Annotated in this window: 10 protein-coding genes and 1 pseudogene; 3 read left to right on the top strand and 8 right to left on the bottom strand. The window is 60.7% G+C overall.

Annotated elements, in window-relative coordinates:
- From tssE to tssB, 3 genes are read right to left on the bottom strand one after another with little or no spacing between them, the layout of a single operon-like run.
- A complete protein-coding gene (gene tssE, locus CAG22_RS14170) occupies positions 1-411 on the bottom strand; it encodes a type VI secretion system baseplate subunit TssE (RefSeq protein WP_025339895.1) in 411 nt (136 codons plus the stop codon).
- Positions 408-1,898: a type VI secretion system contractile sheath large subunit gene (tssC, locus tag CAG22_RS14175; RefSeq protein WP_085692337.1), complete on the bottom strand. Its 1,491-nt coding sequence runs from the start codon at positions 1,896-1,898 to the stop codon at positions 408-410. The genes tssE and tssC overlap by 4 nt, the downstream gene beginning before the upstream one ends.
- Positions 1,899-1,915: 17 nt before the next feature.
- Positions 1,916-2,419: a type VI secretion system contractile sheath small subunit gene (gene tssB / locus CAG22_RS14180; protein WP_085705636.1), complete on the bottom strand. Its 504-nt coding sequence runs from the start codon at positions 2,417-2,419 to the stop codon at positions 1,916-1,918.
- A 299-nt stretch (positions 2,420-2,718) separates the two neighbouring features.
- On the opposite strand from tssB, the gene vasI reads away from it, so the two are divergent.
- The 3 genes from vasI to tssM are packed head-to-tail and all read left to right on the top strand — an operon-like array spanning position 2,719 to position 8,412.
- Positions 2,719-3,351 carry a type VI secretion system-associated protein VasI gene (vasI, locus tag CAG22_RS14185; protein ID WP_170929303.1) on the top strand — a complete coding sequence of 211 codons (633 nt, stop codon included), beginning with the start codon at positions 2,719-2,721 and terminating at the stop codon, positions 3,349-3,351.
- Positions 3,339-4,829 (top strand): type VI secretion system protein TssA, encoded by a 1,491-nt coding sequence (tssA, locus tag CAG22_RS14190; RefSeq protein WP_085705637.1) that lies wholly within the window; start codon positions 3,339-3,341, stop codon positions 4,827-4,829. The genes vasI and tssA overlap by 13 nt, the downstream gene beginning before the upstream one ends.
- Positions 4,804-8,412, top strand: coding sequence for a type VI secretion system membrane subunit TssM (gene tssM / locus CAG22_RS14195; RefSeq protein WP_085705638.1), 3,609 nt, complete (start codon positions 4,804-4,806; stop codon positions 8,410-8,412). Before tssA ends, tssM begins: the two co-directional genes overlap by 26 nt.
- 30 nt (positions 8,413-8,442) lie before the next feature.
- Here the strand turns inward: tssM and CAG22_RS14200 are convergent, their stop codons facing one another.
- The 5 genes and pseudogenes from CAG22_RS14200 to CAG22_RS14215 all read right to left on the bottom strand — a co-directional run bounded on the left by CAG22_RS14200 (position 8,443) and on the right by CAG22_RS14215 (position 15,069).
- Positions 8,443-9,729 carry a methyl-accepting chemotaxis protein gene (locus tag CAG22_RS14200; protein WP_371916855.1) on the bottom strand — a complete coding sequence of 429 codons (1,287 nt, stop codon included), beginning with the start codon at positions 9,727-9,729 and terminating at the stop codon, positions 8,443-8,445.
- Positions 9,703-10,032: pseudogene (locus CAG22_RS28980) on the bottom strand (PAS domain-containing protein); the annotation flags it as partial. The gene CAG22_RS14200 and the pseudogene CAG22_RS28980, both read right to left, overlap by 27 nt.
- Positions 10,029-12,275, bottom strand: a complete 2,247-nt coding sequence (locus CAG22_RS14205; RefSeq protein ID WP_085705640.1) for a bifunctional diguanylate cyclase/phosphodiesterase — start codon at positions 12,273-12,275, stop codon at positions 10,029-10,031. The pseudogene CAG22_RS28980 and the gene CAG22_RS14205, both read right to left, overlap by 4 nt.
- Before the next feature lie 171 nt (positions 12,276-12,446).
- Positions 12,447-12,758, bottom strand: a complete 312-nt coding sequence (locus tag CAG22_RS28985) for a hypothetical protein (RefSeq protein WP_085590469.1) — start codon at positions 12,756-12,758, stop codon at positions 12,447-12,449.
- Between the two features lie 199 nt (positions 12,759-12,957).
- Positions 12,958-15,069 carry a TonB-dependent receptor domain-containing protein gene (locus CAG22_RS14215; RefSeq protein ID WP_025339887.1) on the bottom strand — a complete coding sequence of 704 codons (2,112 nt, stop codon included), beginning with the start codon at positions 15,067-15,069 and terminating at the stop codon, positions 12,958-12,960.
- Between the last annotated feature and the right edge of the window lie 503 nt (positions 15,070-15,572).

The following is a 15,572-nucleotide window of genomic DNA, read 5'->3' on the forward strand; positions in this document are numbered from 1 at the left end:
TCACCTCACTCGGGTGTGGCGGTTATGGCCATTGACCAGCAGCTCCAGTTGCAGCTGCTCCGTGTGGTTGTTGACCTGCACGTGGCAGTCCAGCCTGAAATGCAGTTCCAGCGGGGCATGGCAATCGGGGACGGCCTTGAGCGCGCGCACGTGCACACGCGGCTCAAAGCGCTGAATGGTGCGGCGGATGTCCGCGCTCACCTGTTTCAGCAGGTCGCCACTGCTTGCGTCGTGCCCGTTGAAGTCACTCAGGCCCAGCTCAGGGCTGCTTTGCGAGCAACCCTGGCGAGCATTGAGCAGCGTTTCCAGGTGGCGCTTGATGGCGGCGAACTTCTGGGTAGCGTTCTCTTGCCTGGAGGGCACCCGGCTTGCGAGTTGATCCGTCACCAAACGGTCGAAGAATCCACTCATTGGGTATCAAGCCGACCGACCAGGGAGATCTCGAAATTCGCCCCCATGTACTTGAAGTGCGGGCGCACGGCGAGCGAGACCTGATACCAGCCCGGGTCGCCGGCAACGTCCGACACCTCGACCCTTGCAGCACGCAATGGGCGACGGCTGCGCACATCGGCTGACGGGTTCTCCTGGTCGGCGACGTACTGCCTGATCCATTTGTTCAGTTCGGACTCAAGGTCCTTGCGCTCTTTCCAGCTACCGATCTGCTCGCGCTGCAGCACTTTGATGTAGTGGGCCAACCGGTTGACGATGAACAGGTAGGGCAGCTGGGTGCCGAGCTTGTAGTTGGTTTGCGCTTGCAGGCCTTCCGGGGTCTTGGGGAAGTTCTTCGGCTTCTGTACCGAGTTGGCCGAGAAGAACGCGGCGTTGTCGCTGTCCTTGCGCATGGTCAGGGCGATGAAGCCCTCTTCGGCCAGCTCGAACTCCTTGCGGTCGGAGATCAGGACTTCGGTCGGAATCTTGGCCTGCAGCTGACCCAGTGACTCGTACAGGTGCACCGGCAGGTCCTCGACGGCACCACCCGACTGCGGGCCGATGATGTTCGGGCACCAGCGGTAGCGGGCAAAGCTGTCATTGATGCAGCTGGCCAGCAGGAAGGCGGAGTTGCCCCACAGATAGTTGTCGTGCCGCCCGGCGATGTCCTCGTCGTAGGTGAAGCTCTGAACCGGGTTTTCTTGCGGGTGATAGGCAGAGCGGAGCATGAATCGCGGCCCGGTCAGCCCGGTATGACGGGCATCCTCGCTTTCGCGGAATGCACGCCATTTGGCATGCCTTGGGCCGGCGAAAATGTCCTTGATCTCCTTCAGATTGGGCAGCTCTTCAAAGCTGCTCAGGTTGAAGAACTCAGGAGAGGGCGCCGCGAGAAAAGGTGCGTGTGCCATGGCACCGACCGAGGCCATGTAACTCAGCAGCTTTATATCGGGAGAAGAGGGGCCGAAGCTGTAGTTGCCAACCATCGCTGCAACGGGTTCACCACCAAATTGGCCATAACCTGCGGTGTAAACATGCTTGTAGATGCCGCTGCAAGTGATATCGGCGGCATTATCGAAGTCATCGAGCAGGTCATCTTTGCTGACATGCAAGACTTCAAGCTTGATGTTCTCGCGGAAGTCGGTTCGGTCGACCAAAAGTTTGAGGCTGCGCCACGCGGATTCAAGTTGCTGGAACTCGGGCTGATGCAGGATGGCATCCATCTGCCTGCTGAGCACCCGATCCAGTTCAGCGATCATCTGGTCGACGCGATGTTTGTTGATGAGTTGATCAGGGTCATGGCTTTTAAGGATTTCGGCGATAAAAGCAGATACACCCTGGCGAGCGACTTGATAGCCCTCTTGAGTAGGCACCAACTTGGTTTCTGCCATGATCTGGTCGAGCAGGGTGGCGTTGCTCAGTGTTTCGGTTGTTGTTTCAACCGCGACGGTCGTGCTGTTTTGCTTTGGCATGGGGACGCTCCGTTGTCTCAGTCTTCTTTTGGCGCCTCGAGCACCAGGTCAAGTTCTTCTGCCAGTTGTTTGCGTGCCTGTTCGTTGTTCAGCAGGTGCTGCAGTTGCTTGCGGAACGTGGGCACGTTGCCCAGTGGGCCTTTCAGTGCGACCAATGCCTCGCGAAGCTCCAGCAGCTTGTTCAGCGCCGGTACCTGGCGGGCGATGCTGTCTGGCCCGAAATCGTTGATGGACTTGAACTGCAGGTTGACCGCCAGCTCTGCGTCGGGGGCAGTGCTGAGCATGGATGGCACGGACATGGCGAGGCTGACATCGGCGTCGTTCAACACATTGTTGAAACTGTGTTTGTCGATTCGCATGATCGAACGGTCTTCCAGCGCGCGGGCATCATCCAGGCCGAAATCGCCTAGTACCAACATCTTGTGCGGCAGCTCTACCTCGGCTTGTTCGCCGTCGGTGGCCGGTACGTACTTGATGTTTATGCGTTCTTTGGGTGCAACGGAGCCTGAGCGTTTACTCATGAGTTTCAGCCTTCGTGAAGTTTGAATATATGTAGGAAGCGTCCTACAAAGTTATGTTTAAATTTAAACGTAATTGGCTTCTCGCCATGTGCGTGTAAAAAACCATGCACCGAAAAAATATTGTGCGTCGAGCGTGAAAGTGTAAGGAAATATTTGGTTGTGAATATTGTTTTGTCTGTACTGGCCTTTGTTTCGTTTCGATGCTCCACTATCCAGTAATTGTATTTGATGACTACTGTTGAAGCGTGACTGGCCAGTCGGGTAGCGCTGTTGCCGTATTTGATGAGTGAGTGAAACCAATGATTGTCCGCTATGCATATGGCGTTGGGCTTTCGATGTTGCTCTCCCAGGCGCCAAGTTTGGCAAGCCAGGCCAGCGACTGCCCGCAGATCGTTTCCAACGTCGAGCGTCTGGCTTGTTTCGACCAGGCCGCTGGCACCCCGGCGCATGTGACGAAACTGCAATGGTCCGCGCCAGAGCAGGATTCGCCCACGCTGCGTCGTGTGATGACCCATGAAGCGGGGCGGTCGCCGGAGGAGCTGACGTTTCGCCTCGAAAAAGGGGATGACGGGCTGATGATCTCGGCGCCCGCAATCGCTTCGGTCGCACCGTACCCCTACCTGGTGATCAGTTGTGTGCAGAACATTTCCAGGTTGCAACTGGTTACCGCACAACCCATCGATGCCGGCCGGGTGATGGTGCGATTGCAGGGGGAGCGTGGCTCCACTCTCGCTACCCCCTGGCAGGTGACGGAGAACGGCCAGGTGCTTGACGCTGGCAGGGGCTTGCCGGGCATCGAGCAGATCAAGCCACTGATCGGGGCCCATCGCATTCAGGTCGAGAGCGACAACCCAGCCGTTGATGGGCTGGTTTTCGACGCTCAGGGGCTGGACCCACTCATCGATGAGGCGCGCAAGGCATGTCGCTGGTAGCAGAGGTCACCACACAGGAAATTGCCCGGTTGCTTGCCCCCATCGACGCGCAGAACCCTGCCGGCCTGTTCGACGTGGAGAACGAAACCTACCAGGCCATCGACCAGGAAATGGTCAAGCTGGGTGGGTTGCAGGAGCCTTCCATCGACTGGGCGTATATCGAAGAAGCGTCCCGCCAGTACCTGGGCCAGGAGTGCAAGCACCTGCGCATCGTCGCCCACCTGGGTGTCGTTTGGCTGCGCAGCCAATGCTGGGAGCGCTGGGGTTTTACCCTCGCACTGCTGGCCGGCATGGTCGAAGCCTATTGGGAAAGCGCATACCCGAAACCGGGCCCCAAAGGGTTCCTCGGCAAGCGCAAGCTGGTGGGCCTGATGCTCAACCGTTTGCTCGTGGCGTTGCCGCGCCTGGACCGCTTCACGTTCAGCCCCGCGCACGCCGCGGCGGCTCAAGGCGCGCTGCAACGCCTGCAACAGCAGCGGGAAGCAGCGCAGCTCGATGAAGCGGCCGTTGGCGAACTGGAGCGCCTGCTACGCAAGCACACGGAACTTTCAAACGGCCTTGCCGAGCCCACCACGGACAAGCCCCCTGCAAAAGGCATCAAGGCTGCGCCACTGGCCGAGGTCATCGCCACACCAATGCCCCGTGTGTCGTTGGGCAACGAGCGGGAATCACGAAGGGCCATGCTGACCATGGCCGAGCTGATCAATCAACAGGACCCTTACGATCCTGCTGGCTACCAATTGCGTCGGTTCGGCTTGTGGGCGCACATCCAGACGCCGCCTCAAACCAGGCAGGGCAACCGCACGGAGCTGATGGCGGTGCCGCAGGACATTGCCGGGGACTATGAAGATGCCATTGCCGCTACTGCAATCGACGCGGCCCTGCTGCAGCGGATCGAAAAGAGCGTGACGGCTTGCCCCTACTGGATTCGCGGCAGCTTTCTGGCAGCGAGCGCTGCCACGCGGCTGGCGATGGGCGAGGTGGCTGAGGCCATTCGCGCTGCGACCGCGCGGTTCGTGCAGCGCATGCCCGCGCTGCAGCAGTTGTGCTTCAGCGACGGCAAGGTATTTGTCGATGACCAATGTCTGGCGTGGCTCAGGGGCGCACAAGGGCAATCCGATTCGGACGCGGCCTCTCAGGAATTCGCCACGTTGCGAGAGGAGCTGGCCTGCCAACTGGAAACCAGCGGCGTGGAAGCGGTGTTGCTCAGGCTGCAGGGCATGCAGGCGGACTTCCGCAGCCTGCGTGAGCGCTGCCATACCACGGTGATCGCGGCTGATCTGCTGGCTGCTCGGGGCGTGTCCTGGTTGGCCCAGGACTTGTGCGCAGGCGTTGCCCGAACGATGCAGGAAACCACCGCCAGCGCCTGGGAGCCTGAGGTGTTTCAACGCCTTCAGCAGTACGCGTGCACGGTCCATCACGGGCTGATTGGAACAAGGAACGGGAGTCAGGATGAATCAACTGTGGAAGCATCTTAAACGTTGGGGCTTGCCCCTGCTGGCCCGCATCGGCCTGGCCATGCCGCTGCTGCTCGGGCTGGGTGCCGCATTGATGCTGGTTGCAATCTGGTGGCTCGGCCCGCAATGGGTCTGGCGCGAGCAGCAGCCGCTGGCTAGCGTGGCGCATCGTGGCTTGGCCAGCCTGGCGCTTGTATTTGTTCCGCTACTCTGCTGGCTTGTGGTGCTGCGCAGGCGTTTTCGCCGTTTGCAGGCCGAACGCAAGCAGGCGGTAGACGCTGAACTGGACAACGTGTTGCCTTTCGTCCAGGCACAGGAAAAAGCCTTGGACCAAGGGCTGGCACGCTATCTGGACAATGCGGGTGGCAGGCGTGCCTTGTACCGGCTGCCGTGGTATCTGGTGGTGGGCGACCAACAGGCCGGCAAGACCAGCTTCATCGACCGTACCGAACAGAGTTTTTCCCTGACCCGCATCGACAAGGCACAAGCGCGAGGCAGGCAAGCGCAAGTGCTGGCTTATCCGATAGGCTGGTGGGTCAGCAACGATGCGGTGATCATCGACCCGCCGGGCGCTTTCGTCCGTCAGGAATCGTTGGCAGGGTCATCAGCCGAGGAGTCGGACACGTCGAAAGCACCACCCGCCACCTCGGCCAGGTTGTGGGAACACATGCTGGGCTGGCTGGTGCGTAACCGAAGCCAGAGAGCACTAAACGGCTTGCTGTTGGTCGTTGACCTGCCTGCGCTATTGCATGGCACGCCTGAGCAACGTGCCGCCTTGGCGCATGTGCTACGCACGCGGCTGTATGAAGTGAGCAGTCAGTCGGGCTCGCGCTTGCCGCTGTATGTGGTACTGGCCAAATTCGATCTGCTGGACGGTTTCGACCAGCTGTACGCTGGGCTTCCCGCCGCCATGCGGGAAAACATGCTGGGCTTCACCTTCAAGCTGGATGCGGTCGGCACGTTCGATGCCTGGCTGGATGAATATGGCGATCATTACGATCGGTTGATCAGGCAATTGTTTGAACAGGTAGTGGACCGGCTCGATGTATTGGGCGGTGCGCCATTGCGAATTCGCTTGTTCTCGTTGCATGCCCAGTTGATCGGGCTGCGTCCGATACTGTTGGCCTTCCTGAAAGAAACCCTCGCAAGTGACCGCTTCACCACGCCTGCCTTGGTACGTGGCGTGTACTGGTCTTCGGTCTTGCAGCAGGGCGACATGCTCAATGCGTTCGTGCGTGAGGCGGCACAGCCGTACAAGACCGAGTTTCCGCTGCGTGAAGGCAAGGCGCAGGGGCAGGCGCTGGTCTACTTCATTCAGCACGCCTTCCGGCGGGTCATCTACCAGGAGGCCGGCCTTGCCGGGGACAACATCAAGGTAGCGCGCAGCAAACGTCGGTTGCTTTGGGTTGGTTCTGCAGTAGGTGTGCTGGCCTTCAGTGTCGCCATCGCCAGCTGGCAACGCTACTTTGACATCAATGGCGCCAAGGCCGCCAACGTGCTCGCCAAGAGCAGAGAGTACAGTCATCACGAGGTGGACCAGCGTCTGGACCCCACCGGGCGCAACCTGCTGGAACCGCTGGACCAGATACGCGATGCCGTGTCAGTGTTTGGCAACTATCGCGCCGCGTGGCCGGGTGTTTCCGACCTTGGCTTGTATCAGGGGCGCGCCATTGGCCCTCGCGTCGACGAGGCCTACCTGAGCTTGCTCTCCAGGCGTTTTCTGCCAGCCTTGGCCAGCGGTGTGATCGATGCCATGGACGCTGCGCCGCCGGGCAGCGAACAGCAGATGGCTGCGCTTCGGGTTTATCGAATGCTGGAGGACCGCCAGAGCCGCCGCCCCGAATGGGTCGAGGACTGGATGGCCCGCCAGTGGCAACAGAAGTTCCCCGGGCAGGGGCAATTGCAACGCGACCTCATGCGGCACCTGAAGTATGCCTTGGCCTATGCCGATACCGAACTTCCGCAGTACAGCCAGCGTATGGCACAGGTGCAGCAGGTGCTGCGCAAGGTACCACTGCCAGAGCGGGTCTACGCGAGCCTGAAACAGCAGGCTGGCGAGCAGTTGAATGCCGGCCTGGACCTGCGTCATCAGGTGGGGCCAGCGTTCGATGTGGTGTATCAGTCCTCACCCGGCTTCAGGCAGGGGGAGGGTGTTTTGATAGCGCCAATGCTCACCGCCAAGGGCTTCAAAGAGTACTTCGAGCCACGTAGCCAGCGGTTTGCAGATATGGCGATGATCGACCAGTGGGCACTGGGCGAGCGCGACCAGCTCGATTACTCGGATGCCGACCGGGAGGCGCTGGGCGAACGGCTACGTAACCTGTACAGCGCCGATTTCATTGACAGTTGGCGTCGAGCCTTGAACGCCTTCTCGGTGGCCGACTTCCGCGACCTGGATCATGGTGTCGCGATCCTGCAGCAGTTGACCGGGCCAGCAGCACCCCTGCATCGGTTGCTGGACACAGTGAGGGACAACACTTCGCTTTCTTCAGCCGTTGTCGCTGAGGCAGCCGGGGAGGTCGAAGCGTTGCAGCCGACAAGTGGCAGGCCTGATCAACAACAGGCCTGGGCCATTCAGCGGGCCTTTGCCGGGCTGAGTGCCATGCTGCAGGCAACCGGTGAGAAACCCAGCTACTACGACGAGACCCTTGCTGCCATCGCGGCCGTGCACGACTATGCCAAGGCGGTGCAGGACAGCCCCGACCGAGGCAAGGCCGCGCTGCAGGCCGTGCATCAGCGATTCTCGATGGCAGGGCAAGACCCCATCGGCACCCTGCAGCGGGTGGCCACCGGCTTACCCGAACCGATCAACCACCAGGTCAGAAAAATGGCCGATCAAACAGCACAAGTGCTGAATGTCGAAGCCCTGCGCGAGTTGGAACGACGCTGGGACGCCGAGGTGTACAGCTTCTTCCAGCAGCGCCTGGCAGGGCGCTACCCCTTCGTCGTGAAAGCTCCCGACGCTTCGCTGGACGACTTTGAAGCCTTCTTCGGGCCGAAGGGGCGGCTGCAGCAGTTCCATGATCAATACCTGAAGGTCTTCCTGAGGGATAACCTCGAAGCCCTGCAGGCCGGCCAGCAGGGGCAGTCGCTGATCCGCAGTGATGTGCTCGAACAGCTGGAGCGGGCAGATCGTATCCGTGAGACCTTCTTCGATCAGCGCGGCAACCTGAGTGTGCAGTTCAGCATCGAGCCGTTGGGCCTGAGTGCCAACCAGCGTACAAGCTTGCTGGACCTGGACGGTCAATTGATTCCCTACACCCATGGCCCGAGCCAGATCACCGGTATCGTCTGGCCCAATACCTTGGGGCAGCAGGTGCGCAGTAACCTGACCTTGCTCCGGCAGAACGGGAACAGCAGCAGCCTTGAGTACCGTGGCCCCTGGTCGATGTTCCGCTTGCTCAGCCGTGGCTCGCTCAATGGGCGCACGGCGACCAGCGTGGACCTGAGCTTCAGGGCCGGCGATGGCGTGATGCGCTACAGGCTTAACGCGCAGAAAGCCTTCAACCCTATTACGCAAGAGCCTTTCAAAGGTTTCCAGTTGCCACGAGGGTTGTTGCAGAAGTCGCCCAAGCTGGGGCCGACCACGCAGGCCGGCTTGTGAGGGTTGGCTTGGGAGTACGGTGCGAACCCGTTACCCATTGCGCTGACGCCGCCAAAGCTGCGCCGACAGCAGTTGAAGGCGCTCGGCCAGTTTGGCGACATGGGCGGCAGTGGTGCGACTCTGGTTGCTGGCAAGCACGCTTTTCTGGGTGGTTTGACTGATATCCGCCAGGTTGCACTGGATGCTGTCACCCACCGCGCTCTGCTCCTCCACGGCGGCAGCGATCTGCACACTCATGCCGCTTATCTCATCGACGCGCTGGGTGATCCCGTCCAGCGCCCGGGCGGCCAGCAGTGCCTGCTCGACGCTGACGCCGGCCTTGCTGTGGCTGCGCTGCATCGCAAGTACGGCATCCCCGGTGGAGCGCCGCAAGGTATCGATGGTGCCCTGGATGTGCGCGGTAGATTGCTGGGTCCGCGAAGCCAGCCCGCGCACCTCGTCGGCGACCACTGCAAAACCGCGGCCGGCCTCGCCAGCGCGGGCAGCCTCGATGGCGGCATTGAGGGCAAGCAGGTTGGTCTGTTCGGCGATGCTTTGAATGACCTCGAGTACGCGGTCAATTTCATTGCCATGCTGTTCCAGTTGATGAATAACCATGCTGGTCTGTTGTACCTCGCTGGCGAGGCTATCAATGTGCTGGCGGGTCTGCTCGACCAATTGGTGGCCGCGGTCGGATTCCTGGTTGGCCAGGTTCGCGGCGCTGGCGGTGAGCTGAGCGTTACGCGCCACTTCCTGCACACTGCTGGCCATCTGGGTTATGGCGCTGGCTACCTGGGCAGTTTCCCCCTGCTGGCGGAGGGTCGCGCAATTGTTGTTGTCCACTGCAGACACGAGCTCTTCGGCTTCCTTGCTCAACTGGCGAGACGAATCGGCAATGCGTCCGACTATTGCCCGGGTCTCGGCTTCGAGCATTTGCAAAGTGAAATCGATCTGGCCAAATTGGTCGCGGCGGCCACTGTAGAGTATCTGGCTCAGAGGGTTGTCGGCGATATTCCTGGCTTTTCGGGCAAGGGCGTCGAGGGGGCGCAGGCTGAAGCGCAACACGCCGCCGAGCAGCAAGCTCGATAGCAGCATGGAGAGGGCGGCATGGCTCCAGGACAACGCGCCCAGCAAGCCCAAGGCCGCAAAGCACAGCAAGTTCACGCCAGTGCTGACAAGTGCCAGGCGCATGCCGACGGACAGCCGTGACATACGCAGGCAGTTGGTCTTTCTACCACTACGCAACTGTGCATAGAGATGTTCAGCAGCTTCCACCAGCGCTTTGGCCGGTAGCGTGCGAACCGATTGGTATTCCACTGTTTCGCCATTGCGCTGCATCGGCGTGACGTAGGCGCTGACCCAGTAGTGGTCACCATTCTTGCAGCGATTCTTTACCAGCCCCATCCACGAGCGCCCATCCTTGAGTGTCTGCCACATATGCGCAAAAGCTTCTGGGGGCATGTCCGGGTGGCGCACGATGTTGTGATTGACGCCGAGCAATTCGGCTTCACTGAACCCGCTGATGTTGATGAAGTCGGGATTGACGTAGGTGATGGCGCCCTTGGGGTTGGTTGTTGAAAGAATGTTCGCGTTTGCGCTGAATTCGACGGCACGACCACTGACCGGAAGACTGGTTTTCATTGTTTTTCTCCTGAACTGATGGGTACCCGCCGGGTAACTGCGCTCCCCTCGAAACGGTCTTCTGTGCTGAGCAGATGTTGTATCTGGGCGGCAGGTTGTGGCCGACTGAACCAGTAGCCTTGGGCGTAATGGCAGCCTTCACCCACCACGAATTCGAGTTGTGCCGAACTCTCGATGCCTTCGGCCACTACTTCCAGGCCGAGGCTACGGCCGAGAACGATGATCGCCTGGCTGATCGCGCTCTGTTTGTTCTCGTAAGGAACGCCGGTGATGAAGCTCTTGTCGAGCTTGAGGATGTGCAGCGGAAAGCGTGTGAGGTAGCCAAGCGAGGAGTAACCCGTGCCGAAGTCGTCCAGCGCCAGCAGAACACCAAGGCTGGTCAACTCATGCAGGCAGGCCAATGTGTCCATGTCGTCATGCATCAGTTGGCTTTCGGTGATCTCCAGGATCAGGCTGGCGGGAGGCAGCCCGCTTTCTTGCAGGATATCGATCAGCCGGAGGGTGAAGTCGGCTTGTTGCAATTGGGTGCTGGAAATGTTCACCGAACAGCGCAGGCGCTCATGCCCGGCCAGTTGCCAGGCTCGGGTCTGCTGACAGGCCTGGCGCAGTACCCATTCGCCGACGCGGATGATCGCTCCCGACTCCTCCAGCGCAGGGATGAACTCCAGTGGCGAGATCAAGCGTTCGCCATGGCGCCACCGCAGCAGCGCTTCGACCCCGGTCACCAGCGGTGTCCCTTGGTCCAGGCGATAGATCGGTTGGTAGTACAGTTCGAATTCATTCTGTTGCAGTGCCTGGCCTAGCGCGGACTCCAGTTCCAGATGCTGCTGTGCGGTGTCTTGCAATGTTTCGTCGTAGTGGGCGAAGCGCGCCTTGCCGGCAGACTTGGCTCGGTAGAGGGCAAGGTCGGCAGCCTGCAGCACATCCAGGGCTTTGCCATTGTCGTGCAATGGCGCGATACCGATGCTGGCGCTGACCACCAGGGTACGACCGTCCATGTGCAGCGGTTGATGCAGGTTGTCGAGGATGCGTTGGGATATCTGCTCGGCGTCGCGGTCGCAGGTGAGGTCGTGAAGCAGGACGATGAATTCGTCACCGCCGAAACGGAACAGTTGGTCAGTGGGGCGCAGGGACTCTTTCAAGCGCACAGCCACTTCCACCAGCACGCGATCACCGACGTTGTGGCCGAGGCTATCGTTGATCAGCTTGAAGCGGTCCAGATCGATGAACAGCAGCGCCTCGTAGTCACCGCCCTTGCGCTGCTTCCTGAAGGTCTTCTGCATCTGCTCGTCAAGCCGGATGCGGTTGGCCAGGCCGGTCAACGGGTCGTGCTGGGCGGTATGTTGGAGGCGCTGCTCGGCATCCTTGCGTGCACTGATATCGGACTGGGAACCAGCCATGCGTAGCTCGCCAGGGGTGGTCATTTCGGCGACCCCCCGCACGAGGACCCAGATGTAGTCACCGTTGTGCTTGCGGATACGGTACTCATGGTGAACGGACGATGTCTGCCCTTGTAGATGGGCATCGATGGCATGGCGAAAATCCGGCAGGTCATCCGGGTGCACGCGACCGAACCAACTGGAACTGCTCTCGCCGATGCTATCCCGGCTGAGGCCGAGCATGCTGGCCCAGCGCTCCGAGACGTAAAGCCGATCCTGGTCGACGTGCCAGTCCCACAGCCCGTCGTTGGCACCGCGTAGCGCGCGGGCAAAGCGAGCCTCGCTATCTTCCAGCGCCTTGTGCTGGGCCGCACTGTAGGTATCGATGGCCAGCGTCATGTCGAAGAACACCGCCTTCAACAGGCTCGAATAGAGCGTGGCATCCGGGCTGTTGCCAAACACGCTTTCCAGCATGTCGTCGAGGTACAGCCGATAGCTGCCGAGGTACCACTTCAACTCCAGGCCGATCTGCTGGTGGATCACGCCGATACGCAGGCGGCCGTTGACGTAGGTTTCATCGTAGGGGCCGCCCCACAGGCACTGGTAGTACTCGGCCTGGCTCTGCTTCAAACGGGCGGTGACCTCCGGCGTGCGAAGCAATGCAGACGGCGTGGAGAATTCCGCCAGGTGACGGTACAAATGGTCGACGAAAGCCTGCTGGGACGGGGCCATGTACTGAGCTGCCGCGCCTAGTCGCCTGGCGTCTTCGGCGCTCCAGTCGAGAAAGCGAAAGCGTTCGGCAATCTCTGCGTGATCGAGACGGATACGCTTGAGCAATTCCTCGAGGTCTTTTGTCACCTTCATTCGCATCCCCCGGTGTTGGTGAAGATTCCTTTCCGCTGAACCAAAAAAAAGCGCCGTGGCAACAAGTTCTGCTCAAGAACTTGTTGCCACGGCGCTTCGTCTTTCAGGCCTATTATCCTGCTCGGCAAAGCCGGTTCCCGCAGGGCGGAACCTGGTGATGGCACATTCACATCATTGGGGATCTTCCGACAATTTATCCAGCAATGCAACCAAGCGTCGCCGCAGCAGCCCCAGTTCGCGGGATTTGAAGGCGTGTCGGGTCTGTTCGAGAACCTCGGTGGCATCCAGCAAAGCGGCCTGTACCTGCCCAGCCGAGCCCAACTTTGCTTCACCGAGCCAGCGGCAAAGCGGTACGGCGCTGCAATTGCCAGGCGTACTCAGCACTTCGCAATCGGGTGCTATGGGCGCCAACAGCTGGCGCAATTGATCGGCCAGTTCAAGATTGTTGCAGATAATTCTGGTTGCCTGGTTGGACTCGCTCATCAAACTGCATTCCCATATGTTTGGTGTGCTGTTTACAACACCGCCTATGGTGTTTGATTGATTCAGGTCAATGCTGAAACCTTCCACTTGCACCGTGAAGCCCTTCGGTACGAACAGCGCTCCTGGAAACCGAGCGCCGTGGGGCGGCGCTCGATTTCGAATGCGCAATGGACGTGCCATCAAACACGTTGCTGCGTGGTCAGTACCTGAACTCGACCCCCACGTACGCGCCAATCCCATCCCCCGGCCAGAACGACGCAGTATCCTGCCCGCGCGCGTTGTACACCGGCGTCACCGCCGTCACGTACGCCTTGTTCGCCAGGTTCTTCAGGTCCAGCGACACCTTCCAGTTGCCCTTCGGCGCCTCATACCCCAGGTTCGCCCCCCAGATGGTGTACGACGGCGCATACAGGGTATTGGCATAGTCCACTGCCGTGCGCGAGGCCGACTGCACGTTGATTCCGGTGTACCAGCCGCTGTGGTCCTGGTACTGCAACTCGCCCTGATAGATGTGCTTGGGCACGCCCGGCAACTGGTTGTCGCCGAAGGTGTCGTCATGCCGGTAGTAGAAGTCGTTGTAGGTGTACACCTGGCGCCAGCGTACCAGGTCGCCCTGCGGGTTTTCCCAGAGGCGGGTGTTCAGGCCGGCCTCGACACCCTGGTGGATGGTCGGTGAGGCGTTGAAGGCGCCGGTGACCGCTGCCGACGATGACGTGGCGGGGATGATCTGCACATTCAGCAGCTCGTCGTGGATCCACGAGCGGTACAGTGCCAGGCTGCCATCGAAGATGCCGTGCGAGCCCTTGATACCGACCTCGAAGGTGTTGGCCTTCTGCTCCACCAACGGGCGGATGTAAGGCAGGGTCGGCCCGGAGCCCGAGTATTCCCAGGAAGCAGGCGGGTCGATGCTGCGGCTGAAGTTGGTGAATACCTGCAGGTTCGGGCTGAACTCGTAGCGCAGGCCGATGCGCGGGGCGACGCTCCAGTTGTCGTAGTCCACGTGCTGCGGGAAGTTGGTGGTGTTGGGGTTCACCGCGTGGTCGATGTTGATCTTGCGCCGCACGTTGATGAACGACACGCCGCTGGTAAGCCAGAGGTTGTCGACCAGGTTGATATCGTTGCCCAGGGCGATCACCCGGTCGAACGAATCCTTGTAGTTGACCTGCTTGAGCGACAGCTTGTCGTCGTTGGCCGAGTTCACCCCGCCACGCAGGTGCTGGGTGGAGGTGAAGGCGATGCTGCTGCGGCTTTCGTGGCCGAACAGGTAGTCGACCCGGTCGTAGCCCAGCAGCAGGCCGAGGTCGTGCCAGTCCCAGTAACTGGGATTGCTCGGGCTGCGCGGGCTGTTGGTATGGCGATAGTCGTGATACGACAGGCCGAAGGTCAGCCGTGCATCGTCGTCAAAGGTATAAGTGGTCTTGCTGCCCACCCAGATGCTGCCCGGGCGGCGTGCACCGGCACCGCTGCTCTCGGCGGTGGCGCTGGCGCGGCGCGGGTGGTGCAGCGCGGCGTCGAGGGTGGTGGCGCTTGGGTCGTTGTGGGTTTCGTCGCGGTAGCGCAGCAGCAGGCGGGTTTCCAGCTTGGGGCTGAAGCGGTAGCCGGCATTGGCGACGATGCCCGAGCTCTTCGACAGGCTGTAGTCGCGGAAACCCTCGTTGCGGTAGTTGTCGGCCTGCAGGTAGTAGTCCAGGTCGCCCTCGACCCCACCGTAGCTGATGCTCTGCTTCTGGTAGTGGTAGCTGCCGGCTTCGGCGCGCACGCGCAGGCCGGGGGCGCTGTAGCCGCTGTGGTTGACGAAGTTGACCGCGCCGCCGAGGGTCAGCGCGCCATATTGAAAGGCGTTGGCGCCGCGCAGGATTTCGGTGTAGTTCACGCCGCTGGCGTTGAGGAATTCGTAGGGTGTGCCGCCAGGGCCGGTCAGCGGCAGGCCGTCGAACAGGAACTTGATGCCCTCACGGAAATAGCCGGGCGAGGTATTGGCACCGGAACCGCGGATCGAGATCTTCGCCGCGTCGTTGCCGCCGGTGGACTGCACGAATACCCCGGGCTGGTAGCCGAGGGTGTCCTGCAGTGTGGCAGTGCGGCCTTTGGCGACCTCTTCGCTGTCGACCACGCTGGTGCCGCCGGGCACCTCGGCCAGGGCGCTGGCGGCCTGTTGCACTTCGGATTGCTTGGCGGCCTGCACGGTCACCGTGCCCAGGGTTTGCTCAGCGGCCAGTACCGTGACCGGGGCCAGCAGGGCCGTGGCCGCGGTGGCCAGGGCGGCGTGGCGGATGGCCAGGCGCAGTGGTTGGGGTTGAATCGCACGCATCGTTCAATTCCTTGCAAGTCATCGTAGGTCCTCGGCGTTCTATGGGAATAGTCAGGCCTGTCGAAATGTGTAAGAGCAGTTTCTGTGCCAGCTGGCGAAAGGCCGGAAGTTTGGGGGTGTGGCCAAAGTTTTAGTGTGAAGTGCTGAATAAAACAGCAAATTTTGTTGCGCCCCTGTTGTTTGCGGAACAGTGCAGGTTATATCCAAATATCCGAATGCTATGGCGCAACCTGTGGGAGCGGCTTTAGCCGCGAACACCGGCGCAGCCGGTGCCATGCACCGCGTTGGATTCTTCGCGGCTGAAGCCGCTCCCACAGGGGACGCGGATTGCTTGCAATTTCAGTTATCTACGCGACAGCGCAGCCCACAGGGTTGGATGTTGTCAGCGCAACAGGGATTAAACAGTTTGTATGGTTAATGCGTCAGGCGGTTTGAACTAACCGCAATGAATGCGCAGTGTTAGCGCTGGCACGACAACTGCAATAGCCCTTTATGTAGCCGTC

Origin of the sequence: Pseudomonas sp. B8(2017), from assembly GCF_002113575.1 — a bacterium.
GTDB lineage: Bacteria > Pseudomonadota > Gammaproteobacteria > Pseudomonadales > Pseudomonadaceae > Aquipseudomonas > Aquipseudomonas putida_Z.